Annotated in this window: 13 protein-coding genes and 1 tRNA gene; 5 read left to right on the top strand and 9 right to left on the bottom strand. The window is 58.3% G+C overall.

The genetic code is table 11. From position 1 onward, the window contains the following. Positions 1-13: 13 nt before the first annotated feature. The 5 genes from P3C29_RS15365 to bcsQ are packed head-to-tail and all read right to left on the bottom strand — an operon-like array spanning position 14 to position 10494. On the bottom strand, positions 14-3865 hold the full coding sequence (locus tag P3C29_RS15365) for a cellulose biosynthesis protein BcsC (protein ID WP_275964857.1): 3852 nt from the start codon (positions 3863-3865) through the stop codon (positions 14-16). Then, on the bottom strand, positions 3847-5043 hold the full coding sequence (gene bcsZ, locus P3C29_RS15360; protein ID WP_201125915.1) for a cellulose synthase complex periplasmic endoglucanase BcsZ: 1197 nt from the start codon (positions 5041-5043) through the stop codon (positions 3847-3849). The genes P3C29_RS15365 and bcsZ overlap by 19 nt, the downstream gene beginning before the upstream one ends. Next, positions 5040-7298 carry a cellulose biosynthesis cyclic di-GMP-binding regulatory protein BcsB gene (gene bcsB, locus P3C29_RS15355; RefSeq protein WP_275964856.1) on the bottom strand — a complete coding sequence of 753 codons (2259 nt, stop codon included), beginning with the start codon at positions 7296-7298 and terminating at the stop codon, positions 5040-5042. The genes bcsZ and bcsB overlap by 4 nt, the downstream gene beginning before the upstream one ends. Next, on the bottom strand, positions 7295-9514 hold the full coding sequence (gene bcsA, locus P3C29_RS15350; RefSeq protein WP_201125913.1) for a UDP-forming cellulose synthase catalytic subunit: 2220 nt from the start codon (positions 9512-9514) through the stop codon (positions 7295-7297). The genes bcsB and bcsA overlap by 4 nt, the downstream gene beginning before the upstream one ends. Then, positions 9511-10494: a cellulose biosynthesis protein BcsQ gene (gene bcsQ, locus P3C29_RS15345; RefSeq protein ID WP_275964892.1), complete on the bottom strand. Its 984-nt coding sequence runs from the start codon at positions 10492-10494 to the stop codon at positions 9511-9513. Before bcsQ ends, bcsA begins: the two co-directional genes overlap by 4 nt. A gap of 690 nt (positions 10495-11184) precedes the next feature. Between bcsQ and P3C29_RS15340 the strand changes: the two genes are divergently transcribed. Then, complete coding sequence (locus tag P3C29_RS15340; RefSeq protein ID WP_275964855.1) at positions 11185-11421, top strand: DUF2790 domain-containing protein; 237 nt, start codon at positions 11185-11187, stop codon at positions 11419-11421. Positions 11422-11554: 133 nt separating this feature from the next. Here P3C29_RS15340 and P3C29_RS15335 read toward each other — a convergent pair whose 3' ends face one another. Continuing rightward, on the bottom strand, positions 11555-11965 hold the full coding sequence (locus P3C29_RS15335; RefSeq protein ID WP_010169016.1) for a hypothetical protein: 411 nt from the start codon (positions 11963-11965) through the stop codon (positions 11555-11557). Between the two features lie 279 nt (positions 11966-12244). Here P3C29_RS15335 and P3C29_RS15330 point away from each other — a divergent pair. Together P3C29_RS15330 and P3C29_RS15325 are read left to right on the top strand one after the other, a co-directional pair. Beyond that, positions 12245-12320: transfer RNA gene (locus P3C29_RS15330), tRNA-Thr, on the top strand. A gap of 340 nt (positions 12321-12660) precedes the next feature. Beyond that, positions 12661-12954 (top strand): hypothetical protein, encoded by a 294-nt coding sequence (locus P3C29_RS15325; protein WP_275964854.1) that lies wholly within the window; start codon positions 12661-12663, stop codon positions 12952-12954. Between the two features lie 130 nt (positions 12955-13084). On the opposite strand, the gene P3C29_RS15320 is transcribed toward P3C29_RS15325, so the two are convergent. From P3C29_RS15320 to P3C29_RS15310, 3 genes are all read right to left on the bottom strand, one after another. Continuing rightward, positions 13085-13285: a hypothetical protein gene (locus P3C29_RS15320; protein WP_275964853.1), complete on the bottom strand. Its 201-nt coding sequence runs from the start codon at positions 13283-13285 to the stop codon at positions 13085-13087. Positions 13286-14075: 790 nt separating this feature from the next. Next, on the bottom strand, positions 14076-14300 hold the full coding sequence (locus P3C29_RS15315) for a hypothetical protein (RefSeq protein ID WP_275964851.1): 225 nt from the start codon (positions 14298-14300) through the stop codon (positions 14076-14078). Between the two features lie 396 nt (positions 14301-14696). Continuing rightward, entirely contained in the window at positions 14697-15569 is an 873-nt protein-coding gene (locus P3C29_RS15310) for a hypothetical protein (protein WP_275964850.1), read from the bottom strand. Positions 15570-16823: 1254 nt separating this feature from the next. Between P3C29_RS15310 and P3C29_RS15305 the strand changes: the two genes are divergently transcribed. Further along, positions 16824-18764, top strand: coding sequence for an RNA-directed DNA polymerase (locus P3C29_RS15305; protein WP_275964849.1), 1941 nt, complete (start codon positions 16824-16826; stop codon positions 18762-18764). A gap of 5 nt (positions 18765-18769) precedes the next feature. Continuing rightward, positions 18770-19693 carry a hypothetical protein gene (locus P3C29_RS15300; RefSeq protein ID WP_275964848.1) on the top strand — a complete coding sequence of 308 codons (924 nt, stop codon included), beginning with the start codon at positions 18770-18772 and terminating at the stop codon, positions 19691-19693. The last annotated feature ends 64 nt before the right edge of the window (positions 19694-19757 follow it).

Raw genomic sequence — 19757 nt, 5'->3', positions numbered from 1 at the left:
TGACTCCTATCAATCAATTCGAATAAGGGGAACGGTACGGACTGACCGGCAAGGGCATAGGCCCGCTCAGGTCTTCAAACAGGTAGCGCAGGTAGGCGTTGCCGACGTACTGGCGATAGTCCTGGGCGTTGTCGAGACCGACTTCGCCACCCAGGTAAAAGCGCGAGCTGAGGCGGTATTCGGCGGCGGCGTTGAAGCTGTAGCCGATGCCGGTTTTTGTATCTTGGGCATAGTTCGGATTGCCACGGGCACGTTGGAGCTGGTCATGCCCCGGGAAATAATCGACTGCATCTTGCTCGATACGCTGGAGGCCCACCGAACTTTTTATCTGGTAGCTGAAGCGATCAAAGCTCTGCGCCCAACGCACTGGTACACCCAGGGAGTAGAAGCCCTGTGGGCTGAAGTAGCCGCCCTGGCCATAGGTGTAGTAACCCTGGTTCTCCTTGAAGCGCATGTACGAACCGCTGAGACCAAGGGTCAGGGTGTCGGTCGGGGTATTGCGCAGGTACCAGTAGATGCCACTGCCCAGCTCCAGGCGGGTGTTGTCTTCGACGTTATTGCCCAGCATCTCGTGCAACGACGCGTAGCCATACACACCAAGTTTCTGGTTGTCGTAGCTCAGGTCGCCACGCCCGCCGTTGGCGGTCACGCCGCCCCATTTTTCGCCGGTGCGCTTGTCTTCGGAACCGGCAAAGGACGTCACGCTGTCGGTGACCGGACGCCGCGAAACGTTGACGCCGTAACGGAAGTTGGAGCCCTGGGAAAACGGCCGCGAGACGCTGGCGCCGCCGATGATGGTGTCGTACAGGAAGCCCAGCGGGCTGACGCCGATATCGGCCTTGAGGCCTTCATCCGGGTTCTCCACGGCAACGGCGAAACCGACACCCGTGTCGCTCTGCGAGCCCGCCGGGTTGGTGGTGCCACCGCCAAACCGGGTGGCGGAGTCGCTTTTCACACTGCCGGAACTCAAGTGCACCGGGGTCACACGCGCGGCAACGTTGAGGTCACCCACTGGAATCCGCACCTCGAACGGCGCCTCAACGTCAGTGATTTTACTCAGCCCGCTCTCACCGTTATTGCTGCGAACGCTCAAACCCTGCACCACATAACCCGTGCGATCCCGCAGGATCGTATCCAGCGCACGACGTGCCGGGCTCAGGTTGGCGGTGTCGAGGGAGGCAATTTTCGACGGCGGCTCGAACGGCTCATTCCAGTTGTTCGACGCCGGACGCCCGGAGGCGGCCAAGGCGTTTTCCGGCACGACATTCGTCGGTGCATCAATCGGCGGCGGTACCGGACCGGCGACGGTCAGGTCAGTGACCTGGCGACGCTGGCCCGGCAAGCCGACGAAGGGGTTGTAAGGCACGCCCTGGGAACCGGCCTGGGCCAGTTGCGTCTGGCTCTTCTGACTGTTCTCAATCGCCAGCGCCTTGCGCAGCAACGCAGCGGCTTCGTTGTTTTTGCCCAGGCCTTGATAGATGCGCGCCGCCGAGGTGAGGATCTCGGGGTTACCCGGCTCCAGGGACAGCGCCTTTTCACTGGCGCTTTCCGCCAGGCCACGGTCACGGCCTTGCAGCGCGATGTCCGCCAGGCCCAATTGCAGGCGGGCGTTGTTCGGGTTCTGCTGGATCAGCGGCGCGTAAAGCTCCATGGCCTTTTTGCTGTTGCCACTGGCTGCGTACATCCGCGCCAATGCACCGACCGCCATCGCATCGTTGGGACGCTGGGCCAGGGCTGGCGACAGCATGTCGTAGGCCGCGACCAGGTCGTTTTTCTCGCGCAAGGCGTCGGCCTGTTTGACCCGGTACAGGTAGATCAAGTCGTCGTAACGCTGACGGCCGGTTTCACTCAATGGCTGGCCCTGCACTTCACGCAAGATGTCGCCGGCCTCGGTGTAGTGGTTGGCCTTGAGCAGCACGTTGGCGTACAGCAGCTTCTGGTCGATGGTCGGGTTCGGATTGTTATCCAGAACCTTCTGCATGATGTCCAGGCCCTGCTGCGTCGCGCCGACTTCCACATAAGCGGCAGCCAGAATCGCCAGGCGCTCGGGCTTCTGGCGGGTCATGGCTTCACTGCGGCCCAGCAGCGCCAAGGCTTCCGGGCGCTGGCCACGGCGGGCGGTCTCGATGGCAATGTCGGTCTGCTTGTGCAGGGCGATATCGATGCCCAGCTCGTTCATGTCCGCAGTGCGTTGCCCGGCCGGGATGCGCGCCAGGGTCTCTTCGGCTTTCTTCCATTCGCCCAACTCGGCCGACAACAACGTGCTGGTGTACAGCGCGTCCGGCTGGTTCGGTTGCTTGGCCAGCAAGCCGTCGATCAAGGCACGGGCGTTGCGAATCTGGCCGTCGCGCAGGTAGATGCGGGCCAGGGCGAAGCGCGTCCACGGGTTTTCCGGGTCGGCATCGAGGGCTTGTTTGTAGGCGGCTTGCGCGGCTTTCAAATCGCCCCGTTGCTCGGCCAGTTTGCCGACCTGGGTGGCGCGCAACGCGGTGATTTTCACGCTCGGCGCAAACTTGGCGCGCTCGGCGGGCGAGACCGAATCGATCAGCTTCAAGGCTTCTTCCGGCTGCCCCGATTGGGACAGCACGTTGATCAAACCGCTCAGCGCATCCGGGTCGCCAGGATGACGCGCCAGCACTTTGCGGTAGCCGGCTTCGGCGGCGTCGAACTGATTGTCCTGAGCCTGGAAACCCGCCAGCGCCACAGCAGCGCCGGGCTGGCCAGGGTTCAGGCGTTCGGCCTGGGCCACCAGGTCACGGGCCTGGCTGGTACGACCGCCACGCTGCGCGTCACGGGCCTGGTTGAGCAGGTTCCAGTAGCGCACATCATTGAGCGCCGACTGCCACGCCGCGCCACCCGGTAAACGGGTGGCCTGCACCAGGTAGCTTTCGGCCTCGGTGAAGCGCTGCTGCTGTTGACGCAGCACGCCCATGCCGCCAAGGGCATCGACGTCGTTGGATTTTTCGCTGAGGCGCGCAGCCAGCAGCGGTTCGGCGGTTTTCAGATCGCCGTCATCGAGCGCCTTGAACGCCTTGGTCATCTGCGGATCACGCTGCCAACCGGCACCGCTCTTGCCCTGGGCGATGCCCTTGTTCATCAGCGCGCGGATCTCGGTGTCGTCCGGGTGCGCCGCAAGGAACTGCTGGAACAACGGCACCTGGTCGCTCTTCGGCGGGCCGAGCCAGATCAGCGCAAAGCGCCAGGTTTCATCGGCGTTGCCACCCACGTCGTTGTTCGGCGCCAGCTTGGCCAGCGCGCGAATGCCCTCGGCACGGGTGGCCGGGTTACGCGCCAGGTGCTTGGCCAGAAACAGCGCCACAATCGGGTCATTCGGCCGCTCGCGGGACAAGCGCTGCAAGCCGGCGATGGCTTCATTCGTGCCTTTGGGGGTGAAACCCAGGGTGTTGTAATACTCGCGGGCGACCAGGCCCTGAGGCTGGCGCCCCTGGAAGATCTGGCGATACAACGCAACGGCTTGTTCGCGCTCTTCGTCAGGCTCGCCCAGTTCGCGCGCCTGCTCCAGCAACTTGGCGTTGGCCGGAATATTCAGGGTGATGTCCTGCTCCAGCAGCAGGGCCTGGCGCGGAACCGGGCTCAACGCCTGCAGGCGGGCCAGGTACTTTTGCGCTTCAGCCGGGCGCTGTTGCTGCACCGAAATCAGGCCGATGCCGTACAGCGCATCCGGTTGCTCGGGGCTCAGGCGCAACAGTTTCTGCCAGGTTTCGAGCGCGCGCTCCGGGTTCTTTTTCGACTGCCAGTAATAGCCCTGCTCGATCAGCAGGCTTTGCGGGTCAGTGGTTTCGGCAAAGCTGGCGGTAGAAGCCAGGGCGGCCAGAATCGCAACGGCTAGCGTGTGACGGCGCATGCTGACTCCCAGGATAATTTCACCGTGCCGTCTTGTTCGAAACGGTACTTTTGATCAGCGAAGCCCTGGCCGAACAGGCTGAGCATGTAGTCGTAATAAATCGGCTGCGCACTGTCCGCCGCCGATGGGGCAAGGGCCTTGGCGAGGGCATCGTCGACCTTCTGTTTTTGCAGTTGCGCCAGGGCGGTTTCGCCCCGGGCCTGGAAGAAGGCCAGGGTGGAGGCCGAGAAACCCGTCGGCGTATAGCCGTTGTTTTTCTCGACTTCACCGGTCAGCACGTGGACTTTCTCCGGCGGCAAACCGGTGACCGACGAAGCGGTCGCCCGGGAGATCCCGCCCAACGCCTTGAGCATCGGCGCGGCCAGCGGGTCGCTCTTGGCGGTCATGCCGGCCCAGAGGTACGTGCGGATTGCGTCGTAGCTGCCCAGGTCATCGGAAAACGGATCGACGATAAACAGCCCGGTGTTCGCGCTGGTGGCGCGATAGCCGACCCAGTTGGCCGCCAGGCCGTGGGGGTTGCTCGGCAGGTCGGCGAGCATCTTCGCGTTGCTCTCGGCCACTTCGTTCCAGCCGGCGTTCGGGCGTTCTTTTGCAAAGCGGCGCAGTTGCGGCAGCACTTGATAGCTCGGGTTGAAGCGCCACAGGCCACCGGGGTGCGCATAACCCACCGGCCCCGGCAACAGCATCTTGCCCAGGCCCGGCACGCGCACGATCAGGTTGCGCTCAACGTTGGCCAGCACCAGCTGGGCGTCGCTGCGGTACTGCGGTGCATTCCACACACGCGCCGCTTCGAGTAAGGCGTAAGCCATCCACAAGTCCGCATCGCTGGCGGAGTTGGTGTCGATCGCGCCCCACTTGCCGTCGTCGCGCTTGCCCCACAACCAGGCCGGCAGGTTCTGGCCGATGTCGGCGCCCGCCATGTTGGCCTTGGTCCAGGTCCAGAGCTTGTCGAAGGTCGCCCGGTCGTTGCCGACCAAGGCAAAGAACATCGCGTACGACTGCCCTTCCGAACTGCTTTCCGTCGGCTTCATGGACGAGTTCAACACCCGGCCGTCGTCCTGGATGAAACGCTTGGCGTAGTTCTGCCACAGCGGCCAGTCACAGGTCTGCGCCTGGGCGGCACCGGCAAACATTGCCGTACCGATCACCGTCAAAATCGCGCTACGCAACGGGCTCATGCCAACCGCCGTTTAGCACGGGCACGCAGTGCCAGGTAGATCAGGCAGGTCAGCACCAACAAGCCGAGGAAGGTAATCGCCAACATCCAGCCCAGGTTCTGGGACAGCTGCCACTGCATGAATTTGAAGTAGTTCAGGTTGCCGACGTAGTACTGCTGGTCAGCGACCAGCGAGCTGATCTGCGTGCCCTGCACCACCGCCAGGCTGCCCTGGATCGAGTCTTTGTAGTCGTCACCGCCAATCAGCGCCGAGGTCGCTTCAAGCAGGCCTTGAGGCTGGTTGCTGGCGATCAGCACCACACTGCGCCCGGCCTTGAGCGGCGATTGGAAACCGGCGAACCAGGTGCTGTTGCTCAAGCCGCTGAAGGTGATGCCGGCGTTGGCCGGATGCTGGTTGGCGGCGGCGTCCGGGCTGATCCAGCTGCGCACATAACGGGGCAGGTCAGACAGCAGGAAGTGATGCTGCGGGCCGTCACTGGTGGCCGGCAGGTACTGCTGCCATTGCTGCAACAGCGGCTGGTTGCCACCGGTGGCGAGCACCAGCAGGTCTTTGTCGGCAACGCTTTGCACGTCCTTGGCCTGCACCACTTTGACAGCGGTGGCCGGGTAGCCGGTGGACTCGCCGAAGCGGCCCATCACGGTCAGGTAGGCGCTCAGCTCGTCGGGGCCGACGTTGTCCGGCATCACCACCGCCGACTCCGAAAGGTCAGCCAGGCGGGTGAACGGGAAGCCCGAATCGTTGAACACGCCGAGGTTCGGCATGGCAATAAAGTGCTGGTAGCTGCTCAGGTCCAGGCTCGAGTCCGGATCAATCGCGCCGCGCATGTTGTCGACGATGATGTCCCGGCATTCGCCTTCCTTGATGTAGTCGTACATGAAGCGCAGTTGCAGCTTGGACTTGGGCGAAGCCGAGCTGATCGGCAACAGGGTCGTCACTTCACGGGGCAGGGTTTCGTCTTTCTTCAGCTGGTCCAGCAGGCTCTGGCCACCGCCCAGGTGGGTCACCGACGGCAGCGCGACAGACTTCATGAACTGGTCATTCAAGCCAATGAGCAAGGAGGAATTGGTGGACACCTGTTGTGGCGTGTAGCGGTATTTGACGTTGAGCGGCACGCCCTCTTCACGCCAGTTGAACAGGTCGGGCGGCAGGCGCAGGTCGACGCTGATCGGGCCCGGGTTGTAGCCGGAGACGTTGAGCTTTTTCAGCTCCACCAGCTCGCCAAGGCGTACCGGGCGATGGCTGGGCAACCAGTTCGGCGCGTCGTACGGCGTGCGTGGGGCCAGGGTGTCGAGCTTGGTGATGACCACGCTGTTGCCGGTCAACACCGGGTTGCCCAGCACCACGGCGGTGGCGGCGCGCTTGAGTTCGGCACCGTCACGGCCGGAGACGATCAGCAGCTTGCCATTCGGGTCGTTGGGGTTGGCGATCAGGGTCAGGGTCGGCCCTTTAGGTTCGGGAACCGCCACACCGTGCACGTCGACGGCCTGGGTGCTTTGCACCAGCACGATGGCGTTGCCCTTGGCCGGGATCTCTCCGAGGGTGGTCGGGAACGTCGCGCCACGGTAGCTGGCCATGCCGCCTACCCACGACGACAGTGCACCGGCGGCTTCCAGCGCGGCGTTGTCTGGCGCGGTGGCAAACACGAACGGCAGGCTGACCTGGCGGGCATCACGTTTGTCGAAGAACGGCAGCGGCAGCACCGACAGGTCGTCTTTCAAAACGATCGGCTGCACCTGCACTTTCAGCTCACTGCTGTTGCTGATCTTGGCCCACAGGCTGCTGTGCAGCGGGTCTTCACAGGACATGGTGTAGTGGCCGATGAACTGCAGGCTCAAGCGGTTGAATTCGGTGATCAGGTGCGCCGGAATCTGCACCAGCTTTTCCTGCTGGACGCCCGCGCCTTCTTTAGGCAGCGGCAGGCTGGCGGCGACTTCGTCGTTGACCAGCACGTTGATCTGCGACAGGTCCGCCAGCAGTGCCGGCGAGTAGCTGTACTTGAGCAGCAGTTGCGCGCCCTTCACCACTTCATCGGCACGGATGTCGAAGTTGACGCTGTCGGACGCTTCCACGCCTTGCAGGTTCATGGTGTCGCGGCGGCCCAATTGCTTGAGGGTCAGGCTGTAGCCGTCATCAGTGCTCTGCACCGCAACGGCGGGTGCAGCGGCCTGCGCCTGCGAGCCCAGGCCCAGCAGCGAAGCGATCATCAGCGCGAGCACACCGCGCGACTGCGGGCGGGCAAATAGTGTGGAAGTCATGGCTTGTCCATCAGCGTATCGAGCGGTTGTGAGGGAGTGCGGCGCAAGGCCAGACGCAATTCATGCAGCGTGGCGCGGCCCAGGGTAAACAGGCCGCCGATGCCGATGGCACCGACTTCACGCAGGGCAGACAACGGTGTATCGGGCTGGCCGGCGCCCCAACTGGCGGCCCAGGTGTCGGCGCGGGAAAACGTCAGGCGGACCAGTTCGCTTTGCTGGCGCAGGGACAGTGCATCGAATTGCGCGCCAATTTGCGCACCCTTGCTGAACACCACCCGCGCCTGGAACAGGCTGTCCTGGCCATTGCGCGACAGCACCAACTGCACCGCTTCGCCCTGGGCAATCTGGTGCCCGTCGGCGAGGATCAGGCCGAAGCCGTTCTGCGAGAAATCCTGGGTGGTGCCCTTGAGCACACGGCCGTCGGCGCAGATCACGCTGACCGGCAATTTCGCGCTGACCCGCGGCTCGGAACGCACTTGCCGCGCCTCCGAAGCCACCGCCACTGCCGCACTGGTGATGATCAGGTTGTAGAGGGTCCAGGTCAGGTTGATCGCCACGGTGACCGCGGTGGACTCATCGCCCCAGATCAATTGATAGAGCCCGAAGCACAGCCCGACCAGGTTCACCGCCAGCAGTACGAGGTACGGCCGGGCGAGTTTCCAGTCGAAGAACTGCTTGTCGATGATCCCGCCCTTGTCAGTGACGTTGAAGCCACCGGCCTTCGGGTTGACCAGCGCGACCAATACCGGCGGCAGGATGTACCAGGCCAGTACGGTCTCGTAGACCTCGTTCCAGAACGAGTGGCGGAAGCGCCCCTGGATCCGCGAGTTGGTCAGGCTCGAATGCACGAGGTGGGGCAACACGTAGGCAACGATCATCAGCGCCGAGGCGTGGAAAATCTGCGCGCCGAAAATCAGGTAGGCCAGCGGCGCGGTCAGGAACACCAGCCGCGGCAAGCCATAGAAGAAGTGCAGCATGGCGTTGGCGTAGCAGATGCGCTGGCCCCACTTCAGGCCCTTGCCCAGCAGCGGGTTGTCGGTGCGGAAAATCTGCGCCATGCCCCGCGCCCAGCGAATGCGCTGGTTGATGTGGCGCGACAGGCTTTCAGTGGCCAGGCCCGCTGCTTGCGGGATTGCCAGGTAAGCGGTGTTGTAGCCCAGGCGGTTGAGCTTGAGCGCGGTGTGGGCGTCTTCGGTCACGGTCTCGACGGCTACGCCGCCGATTTCCAGCAACGGCTTACGGCGGATCACCGCACATGAGCCGCAGAAGAACGTCGCGTTCCACAGGTCGTTGCCGTCCTGCACCAGGCCGTAGAACAGCTCGCCCTCGTTGGGCACGGCGCGGAAGGTGTCGAGGTTCTTTTCAAACGGGTCGGGCGAAAAGAAGAAGTGCGGCGTTTGCAGCATCGCCAGCTTGGGGTCCTTGAGGAACCAGCCGAGGCTGACCTGCAAAAACGAACGGGTCGGCACATGGTCCGCGTCGAACAGCGCGATGTATTCGCCGTCGGTGACCTTCAACGCTTCATTGAGGTTGCCGGCCTTGGCGTGGAAGTTGTTGTCGCGACGGATGTAGTTCACGCCGATCTTGCGGCAGAACTCGCGGAAGTCGTCGCGACGGCCATCGTCGAGTACGTGGACGCGCAGCTTGTCCTTGGGCCAGTCCATCGCCTGGGCGGCGAAGATGGTCAGTTTGACGATGCTCAACGCCTCGTTATAGGTCGGGATGAACACGTCGACGGTGGGCCACTCCGACGGTTCGGTCTTGAGCCACACCGGCTCGCGGCGCAGCGGCCAGGCGGTTTGCACGTAGCCGAAGATCAGCACCACCAGCGCGTACAGCTCGGCGAGCACCAGGCCGTAGCCGAAGAGCATGTCGAGCCCGGTTTCAAACCCGAGGGTGGAAGTCAGCCGCCAGTACATGTAGCGCAGCGACGCCACCAGCGACAACACCACCAGTGCGAGGATCGCCATGCGCCCGGGAATCTTGCGCAGCACCAGCACCGCGAGGAAGCACACGGCGGCAAACAGGCATTGGCTGTAGAGGTCCAGCGGGGCGCTGACGATGCTCACCAACAGCAAGGTGCCAACCACACAACTGATCACCACCAGCACTTTGCGCAGCGCGTCGGGCCAGCGGTTGAAGCGCGAAATCGCGGCGTCCAGGCGCTGTTCAGTGCGCCCCGGGGTGTGGGGCGTAGAGGACGTAGTGTCGGTCATGGAAGGTCCGAATCGATGCGTTCGAGCAGCGTGCGGCACAGGGCATGAATGTCCTGGCAGCCGAGACTGTTGACGGTAGGGTCGAGGGGATCGCGGCCGTAGGCCTGGGCTTCGCTGAACGCCGGGTCACGGTGGACCGTGCCGAGCAATGCATCGCCCAGGCGAGCCTTGAACACTTCGGCCATGTCCAGGCTGAAGCGGTGGGCGCCGTCGAGTTGGTTGATCACGTAGTAACGCTGTGGCGGTTTTTCGCGCTCAAGGTACGGCGCCAGCACACTGTCCATCTGGGCCAGGGTACTGAACGAAGAAACATCCGCCTGCACCGCCACCAACACCAGATCGGCCAAAGCCATGGCCTGATGCAGGTACACCGTGTTGCCGGCCGGCACGTCGATGACCAGCGTGTCCTGGCCGTTCAGGCGCAGGCCGGCCAGGTGCTTGGGCAGCCACCGGGCTTCCTCGCCCAGCCAGCGATTGAGGTTCTGCTGCTGCTCGTTGTTGGTCTCACCGAACGCCACCAGCCGGCAACCGGCAAAGCCGCGCTCAGCCAGGCCTTCCCAGGACTCATTGTTCAAGCTCGCCGCGCCGATGCCAGGCACATTCAGGCCCAGGCACAAGTGATGACGCAGGGCGTTTTGCGGGTCCAGGTCCAGCGCCAGGGCCGGCCGACCCTGACGCTGCAAGCCGCTGGCGATAGCGGCGGTCAGCGTGCTGCGACCGACACCACCTTTGAGCGAGACCACCACAATCACCTTGGGTGAGGACTGCTCCGAGTACACCTCACCGGTCGGCCCTTCCACCACTTCGGGCGGTTGCAGGTGATCGGCTTCGCCCTGGGTCAGCTCTTCGAGCAAACGCAGCAACGGCGCCGACGGTGGCTCATCCAGCACAACCGGGGACGCTGCCTTGACGGCGATGGGCAAGGCGTCGAAACGCTCTACTACCACGTCGTCCTCAAGATAATCGTGGACGGCCTGCAACTCCCGGTAGCCATTTGGATTAGCGCCCAGCTTATTGAATAGTTTGGAAATATCATCTGCACGACTCACCCACGGCCCTCCCCGATTAATACGCTTTAAAGGCGATAAAAAGGTCAGCGCATAAGGCTGACCTTGGTATTTCTAGTTATGTGTTGGCAGGCGGCATTCTGTGATATCAGATTGATGGTGTCAGTATTTTGATGCTTTTGGATTAATTCTTTCCGACGAGTGGCTTTGTGTCGATTTTTTGACTTATTTTTGGATTTTTTGTCATTGCCATTTAGATCAGGAGCTTGCAGTGCTTTACCTGCTTATTTTTGGCTACATGGTCAGGAAAAATGGTTTGGCTGAAGAATCAAATTACAACTAAGTAATTGACCGTCAGCGCTCCGTCAAAGGAGTTAAACGATTCCGCTATTAATCTGACGCTTAATATTTCGAAACAGAATACGGAAAGACTCGCCGTATTCAAGGGAAAAGCGATGGCCGTTATGCCGAAAACATCTAAGTAAAAGCCGCGACCGACTAATCCCTCTAATGGCTGGGTTTGTGTATCAAGTTGTATGCAATTCCCCCCTCAATACATGCGGAGGCAAAACGCCGGGGTGCACGACACAGGCCGGATACCTCCCGGGCGCTCAATAGGCTCCAACGAAACAACCTACCTATTGAACCCCAGAGGACACCCCCATGAACCGCACCACCTTCATCGCCAGCAGCCTGTTTGCCTTGCTCAACATTGCCGCCTTTTCCGCCCATGCCGAGGCCAGCCCCAAGCTGGATATTCAGCAAGTGCTGTCGACCGTGGACGATGGTGGCGCGGCGTGCGGCGTGGTGAATGCGCGGATGACCTACCTGGATTCCCATGGCCAGAAGCGCGTGTTTGAGTACATGAAATTTGCGGATTCGTGCAATGAAGGCAGCTGACACGGTGAACAGCAAAACCTGTGGCGAGGGAGCTTGCTACCGCTGGAGTGCGCAGCGCTCCCACTGTTTTGGGCCTGCTGCGCAGCGGGAGCAAGCTCCCTCGCCACAAAATTTCATCTGAAGCTAAATCGCGTTAACCACGAATACGGTGCTCGGTGAACTCATAATCTTCCTGGCAATCGCCAGTCGGGTCCGCCGCCACACTCACGTAATGCACCGTGTCGGTGTCGACCATCTTGTAGGTGTAGATATCCGGCGTACGCACGCCATCCGTTCGCAACTCATTCTTGCCGTTGGCCGCAGACCAGGTGCCGTTCTCGGTTTGAATCGGCTGGGTTTGCTGCGCATCACGGAAAAAGGTGATGGTGAAGCGGCCGTCGGGCTTGAGGTTGTTGTTCCAGGACAGGAACTGGCACTTGCCGCTTTCTGCACGCAGGCCTTTCCATTGGCCGACGAGGGCCGGGTCGTTGGCCGGCTTGTGGGCGGCGCAGCCACCGAGGGTAGCGGCCAGGACGATAAGAGCCAGCGAGAGATTCCGTTTCACGTGGTGCTTCCTTCTATAAGTACATTCGTCGCGCGAACGCGCTCAGGATTGATCCTGATAGATGCCGATGGTTCGTTTGGTTTTGTACACGTAGGCGGTGGAAATGGATGGCATACTGCCACTACTCGATAGCCTTTTCCAGTGATCCAACGCATGGGATTTGCAGGGTTTGGATGGTGGAAACGAGGTAGCGGAGAGAAAACCCGGGCGGTTGCAAAAATAGTCAGAATTCAGGGGTTTACAGAAGCTTGCCAATCGCTATAATCGTCGCCCTAACACGCCGGTATAGCTCAGTTGGTAGAGCAACTGACTTGTAATCAGTAGGTCCCGGGTTCGACTCCTGGTGCCGGCACCATATAGAACAACGACTTAGGCTCACCTCACGGTGGGCCTTTTTCGTTTTGGGCCTCTTCTAGTAGAAATTTTCCCCGTTCGTTCCCCGTTTCTACAAAAGGCTGGTGATTCCACCCTCGTCAGCCATCCACGCAGAAAGCCATCTCAATCATCTATACCTCTCAAGATCACCACCCCGGATCAGGGTAGTGGGCATTCATGGTGGGGGAGACTGCAATGGCGTCACTTCAAGTTGGTTAGCGTGCTTTGCCTCAGTCTGGGCGGGCGGCTTTCGTCGATGGCGATCAGCTAGTGTGGCTGCTACGCTCTGGGCTCTGAAATAAGTGCTCGGAGCTGCCTTTATGTCGACCGATATCTACACGCGTACTTTGGAAGATCGTTTTCCAGAGAGTTGCGCTGATCGTTGGTTGAGCTTGCTTGAGGCGATTCGAGGAGAGAAAAGTCCGTCAGAGCGTGAAAGGCAGTTTCTGTTCGCCCACGGGTTTGTTTGTGCGTTAGAGAATGCCCGGCTGCTCGGCGTTGGGGACAAAGCCGACGCAGTCGAACTTTTGATTTGGGCTCGTCATCGAAGTCATCCATCACCATGGCCCTGGGCCGATATTGAAAAGCCGAAGGAATGGCCTCCCGCCCAGTAGCAGATTGCTTTAACCCAGCCGGTTTTGCTTACTTTCGCTTACCCGGAATTCTGGGCCTGTACCTAGCCTCCCATTTCGGTATGACAGGTGCCGGAAAAGCTAACGAGATCCCGGCAGTTCTCTTTCCCGCCTACAAGCGCATTTCCCTAATTACACACCGTGGCTCAGCTCCCCGCGAAAGGGCGTGCCGGGCGTCCTTGGTGAGCTGGTCGAGCGCTTGCTCCTCGAATGCTGCCGCCATTGCGCTGGCCTTCCTGACGATCAGCAGCGCCAGCTCCGGCGGAAACACCACCTTGTCGGCGGGTAGATAATCACAGTCAATAACGGACACGGCTCTATCCTCGGTGCGCGGTTGATGCTGGCGCCGGAATGAAGCGGAGCCAGCAGATGACCTGCAGATGTTACCAGCGGAACGTGAGCAACTACCTGGAGACCGGGGGTTGGCAAAGCTGGCAAGTCGACCAGCTTCCGCTCCAGGGTGAACAACTCGTTCACCACCTGCTCCGACCTGCTGTCAGTTCGCTGGAAGCCACGGAAAATACTTGACGAGCATCAAGCACCAGCACGCCACCTTTAACGCTGGAAGCTGCGCATTGCTTGGGCTGCGGACAATTTCCCCGTGGTCTGTCGGCGAAAATCCGTCTAGAGCCTGTCTAGTATTGCCTGGCGCGCTAAGGATTTGTCTGGCCCGGTATTTCACCATCCCATCCGGCCGGCGTGGGTCTAGATATTGGTCGGGCAGTTACCTTGACGGGCACTTCTAGAATTCTTGACGAGGTTGGTGCTGGCCAACCTAAGCGAATGGCCACAAAGCATGGTCCTGCTTGGCTTTCAGCGTTCCTGCCGCCGGTGGCGCCAGATAAATCCGTCAAGACCTGTCTAAAATCTCGTCAAGGTTCCGTCAAGGCTGGTCAAGGATTTTGGCCACGTTTGATTAGTTCTGCGGCGGGCCACTTTTCCCGCCAGTGAATGTCGCGGGTCGCCTCTGTTTCTGGACGAGGTAGCTATCCGGCCGCACGCCCGATCTGCCCTCAGCCCTTGCTGGCTTTGGCCTGCGGGCCGGGCCGGAAGAACTGCGGCCTCTCCAGCCGTCCAGAGCCTGTCCAGAATCCTATCCCGCGTCAGGACTGCCCCAGGCTGCCGGCGACGGTCAGTTCAGCAATGCCCTGGCGAATGAATACCAGGTTCTCATCGAGCGTTTCGAGAGCGCCGCGCACGCTGTTGGCAACGTCTGCCGATCCGCGCTGTTCGACCCAATTGGAAAGCTCCTCCACTGCCGCGCCCAGTGCGAGCTGGTTTTGATTGAGGCGGTCGAACAGGCTGGCGATCAGTTTGGTATCCGTCATGGTGGCTCTCCGTGTTTCGAGAGAGCGTAGCACCGGCGCCGCGAGTGCCTGGATTCACCCTTACGTGGTTTGCGTCTGCCGGCGAAAAAGTGCGCTGGCGATGTGATACGGGATTTCCCCGCATGTAATGCGTGAGCCCCGCCCGTATTGGCCGATGCGCGTTCTCAGGCGGTCACGCTCGCAGAATCCGTCTCATGCCTGTCTCACATTCGCCAGCGATTCGGTAAAGGCCAGGTAAAAGTAGGAGGGCCGAAAGCACCGTATCCGTCTGGGGTCTGTCAGGGGTATCAGTAGCCGCGGTGTGCTTGTTTGACAGGCGGGCCACGCGATAAGCCTCAGACGCCCACGCGGCGTGGGGTTGGTCTGATGCCTGTATCACATTCCGTCAAAGTGTGGTCAAAGTGCGGTTGGCCTCATCCAGTCCGTGTATGGCGCAATTGGCTCGACCTTCTCCGAGAGCACGGGCTCACTGCCATCTAGTAGCGATTGGACTAGCTTGCTTTTGGATACACGCCTTACACAGAACAGTTTGTCTTCACCGTAATGGCACGCCGCCCACATTGTTTCGCCTCCAAAGTCGAATATGACCAGACGCTTTGCCCTCTTCCACACTTCGCGCGGTTTAAGCCAAACGCATAGGTGGTGGCCTACGTAGTTTTTCACCACAAGGTCGCCAAGACTTTGCCCTGAGTGAACCTGATACGTGGGTGTTCCGTCTGGCCAAATGTCGGACTTTCGGAAGAACATCAGGCTTTGGCCGTCCCCGCGAATCACCACGTTATTTCGCCTTGCATCGGAGATCGGCTGCGCGAATATTAGGTCAGCCACAAAGTTCGCGCGGGGGTCAGGAAGTGCTTCTTGAATGTAGATCTGGCTGCGAAATTTTTCGGCATTTACTATCCACACCATCCGGTCGCCATAGAATGCCTCTCTGCTCTGCATTTCTTCTATGCTCATCGGCGAGTTTTGGAGCTCGATCACTGTTCCGTCGGGGCGCTTCACATCAGCGATATGCTTCTCGCCAGAGTGGTCATAGGCCACAACCTCTTGCCAATCGAACGGAAAAAGTGCCTTCCAAGCGCGATGCCATGGGCCTTCGTTCTCCATCCATGGGTCGCAGTGCCGCCGGCCAGCGTGTGCCCAGTGCCAGCGAATAATTGGCCCGCATTTCGCCTGAGCAGGTTTACCGCATAACGGACACTCGCCTTTAAGGCCCGGCTCTGGCGTAGCGCGCTCTCCGCCCACAAGAGCTACTTCCATTGATGGCATACCCTTCTCCCTTCCTATGTTGCGAATGAATGTAGCTGAATAGGCGAGGCGTGTTCATTTACAGCCTGTTTTCCCAATGGTGGGAGCGCTTTCCGCTAGGGCCTCCAGATAATGTGCCGTTATTTATCGACGTTTCCAGTCAGAGCGCCTGCTTTTGGTGGAAACCAGCGCCTGGCAACCGTAACTTTTGATAACAGGTTGGCCGCCTGGTTCGCACCAGGTTCGCGTAAGAGGGTGCGAACCAGAAGTGCGAACCTGGCTCCGGTACGCACCCAGAATGCGTACCAACCGTGCGTGCTGAGCTGCTTGATTTCTGTGCGCAATTTGCGCAATTACTGCGTACCAGACGACGGGTAATAGACGGTTGTGTAGGGTCGAGCAGGTTCCGACAGATCCTCAGGTTAGTCGTCGGCCTGAGGTTTCGTGAAGCGCCGGCGGCCAAAGCGCTTAGCGTCATCCAAATGATGAGCAATAGGTTAGGATCACGAGGTTGAATAGGAATGTGGGGGGAGAATCAATGGAACGTGATGAGGACATCCTAACGGGTCTGCGAGAGAGGAATCTCCGCGACCCTCTGATGCACGCAGATGCTCTCTTCTCGATAGAAGAGGGGGTGAAAGGCATGGCGCTCGCGACTGAGCGTCTCGTCGACCAAGTGGATGAGTTGGAAGCAGGTCAAAAGCGGCGCTACGAGGATCTCTGCAGTTACTTGCGGAGTGGACCGCAAAACACACTACCGGAGGTCGCTCGTTCACTTCGCCATATCAAAGTGCTTCTCGTGGCCATACTAATTTTGTTCGTCGTCCACTTTTTCAGGTGAAGCGACAACTGAGCGTGGCCTCGCGCGCTTCAGGTGCGCAATGGGCGTGCGCGAAACACTGCGCGAAAACGTGTCGACGGTCACCTGACGAGAGCAGTCCATGTGATGGTTGTGACCGGCTCAAAGTGATCACTTATGGCGGTCACCGCGCCTGGTCACCGCCCGGGTATCCATCTTGATCAGCGTCAATCCGTGGATACCTTGGTGGATACTGGCAGATTCCGACCCATAGCTGCCCCCATCAGCGACAGCGATCTGCAAGAAGCGACTGGTCCTGTAGTATCTCGTGCGAACTAATGAGAACTGAATGGGCCGTCCATTAGGTCTTTTGCCGATGGAAACTGCATAGCTACGTCGAAAATCGGCTAAAGCTGGCAATTTTTACCCAGCGAACATATCAGCCCCTGCTTTGAGTGAGACTCAATGAAATGCGTGTGACTGAAGAACAAGTCCAACTTGCCTATCGGAAGCTGAAAAGCCTCGTCTATTTTGACAAGACTGACCTCAGGCTACGTGCCAGGCTTGCAGCCTTTGAATGCGGCAAAGACTTCGACAAAAAACTCGCTGCCGTGCATGAGGTAGTAAATGCGGCCCAACCATCAGCTTCCCCCAAGTTTCAAAGGTGGCTGAAAGAAGTCGGGTACCGATTAGTACCAAAAAAGCTCAAGCTGGGCCCACAAGACCTACCCGATGCACAAATTAACAAAGGGCGATTTATCACTAACGTGACGACCGCCCCGACCATCGACGTTGATAAAGTTAATTTTTTCTTTGATGGGCCAATTGAACTCCATCTCATCGCAGTCCTTTGGATCATGCTCGAAGGGCGGGTTCTGGATGAGGCGCTAGATGATGATTGCTGCGGATCACGGTTGTCGAGCCACCTTAGTAACGAGGAAGACGATTCTCTAGCGCTGTTCACCAAATACCACGAGCAATATTCGCGGTGGCGCGACACTGGTATTCGTAAAGCCAAAAAACTGCTAGTGGATGAGCGGCGTAACGTAGCGATCTTGGGCCTTGATGTGCAGGAGTATTACTACAGGGTTAATATCGACTTTGACGAGGTTAGCTCTTCCATTGAAACTGCGGGGAGTAAACTATCAAAAAATAAAAATAAAGCCAGTCCACTTCTTTCGTGCATTCAAGCTATTGGTGAATCCTATCGTGAATGCATTTCGCCTGTATTGAACCGAACGCATCCAGACATTGCTGGCAACGTAGTAGGACTTCCTATTGGGCTTTGTTCGTCCCTCATTCTTGCCAACTGGTATTTACAGAGTTTCGACTCTGCGGTAATGAGAGAGGTGCGCCCAGCTTATTATGGTCGATATGTTGATGATATTCTGCTCGTTATCCCTCTCCCCTCTGATCCATCTGATAACAACGAAAACCCGGTCGCCGCGTTCATTGAGGCGTTGCTTGTTGATAATAATATTCTTCGCGAGTCAGAAAAAGGCGCATATGAGATTTGCGTGCGTCCAGGCCTCCTATTGCAACAATCTAAATGTATCTTGCAATATTTTGACGCACGCCATTCGATTGCCGGCTTAGAAAAGTTTCAAAAAAAGCTTGAACAAAACGGAAGCGATTTTTTGCTACTTCCAGTCGACGAGGCGGATAACTCCATGGAGGATGTTGCTTACGAACTACTTTATGAAGGCTCAACTAATAAGTTCCGAAGTGTCAAGAGTGTATCTGAGAACCGTTATGAACTTGCTAAGCACTTGGCAAAACAGGCCATCCTTTATTTAATGACGGATGACCCACCCGACAGAAAGGTTAGCCTAGGCCTTCAGAAATTTTTTAAAGGTCGCAGCGCAATCGAGTTTTTTGATTTGTGGGAGCGTGTTCTCACACTGCTAGGCATCGCAAATGACAGAATCACTCTCAATGCTTTCAGCAAGCAACTGAAGACAGAAATTTCGCGAGTACGCGCCGACGACGTAATAGTTACTAAACAGCTGATAGCTGACCTCAAAATACATCTTGAGCTTTCAATAGCCATGGCCGACGCAGTCAGTGCAGAAGATGCCGGCCTTTCTGAATTTGTTGACGAAGTCCACTCAGAGTCGCTGCGTAGTGCAAACCTACTGCGGCACCATTTTGTTCGCAGGCCTCTATTAAACTTTACGACCTACAAAGGGCCACTGAGCGACCGAGCGACAAAATTATCAGTAAAAGTAGACCAACGTAAAATTAAGTACTCTCCTAGGTTCGTCAATTTCGACGAATGCATGCTGCTTGTTTACAGCGGTGTTCTCCCTCGCGGAACAGAGACAGTCTTTGAACAGGCATCTAGAATCTTTGAAGCCATTAATAGGCACCCTGTTGCTGGAGTGAGTTGGACCGCACCTATGAGCAATGAGGAATAAACAACATGGCAAATTTTGAAACGGTCGCCATTGGGGCAGAAACCACTGATTTACATAACACTATCCAAATTGCGCTAGCAAACATTCCAGTCCTCAATGTGAATATTGAGTCTAGTTTTTTAGGTCATCCAAACCTTAGCCGCGAAAGGCTAAAATCTTTTAATAAACTCCTTAATGACCTATCACGTTACCGAGGTAAAGGCGACCGTCAAATTGACCTCGTGGTTTTTCCAGAAGTAAGTGTTCCGTATGCTTGGGAATCCATGTTGGTGGCATGGGCTCGCAAGCACCGGATTGGAGTCGTATGCGGGCTTGAGCACCAAGTCGATAAAAGGGGGAAAGCGTTAAATCAAGTTCTGGCAGCGTTGCCTTATCAGACGGCGGCAGGACACTGGGCCTGTATACCTATCCGCAGGTTGAAACGATTTTACTCGCCGGAAGAAGAATTCATCCTACTCAACGAAGGACTAAAAATTCCTGTCAGTAAAGAGCCATATCATCTCTTCAGATGGCGAGGCGCCAGCTTTGCGATATATAACTGCTTTGAGCTAGCCTCAATTGAGGACAGGTCTTTATTCAAAGGTAAAGTTGACTTTATTGTTGCTTCAGAGTTCAATCGAGACGTCAACTACTTCTCAAACGTTATTGAGTCGGCGGCTCGAGATCTACATTGCTATGTAGTACAGGTTAACGATTCGAGCTTCGGTGATTCCAGAGTGGTTAGCCCCTCAAGTTCCGAAATGATGAACCCATTGAGGATCAAAGGAGGAGACAACTTGACTTTTCTTACAATGAGCTTGGACTTGACCGCATTGAGGACGCATCAGCGCAAAGGTTACGGTTTGCAGAAGGCGTCGAAGGGGTTCAAGCCCACGCCCCCTGGTTTTCCTATTAATGAGGTCCATGCACGCATTAACCTTGGGAAATAGGTGATAGCAGCCAGATACGCAGTCTGTGACTATCAATGTCTCAGGCGGAAAGCAGGAGTAGTTT

Origin of the sequence: Pseudomonas sp. 1912-s, assembly GCF_029269205.1 — a bacterium.
Lineage (GTDB): Bacteria > Pseudomonadota > Gammaproteobacteria > Pseudomonadales > Pseudomonadaceae > Aquipseudomonas.
Note: the sequence above shows the minus strand (reverse complement) of the source record. Positions and strands in the feature narration are given on the sequence as shown.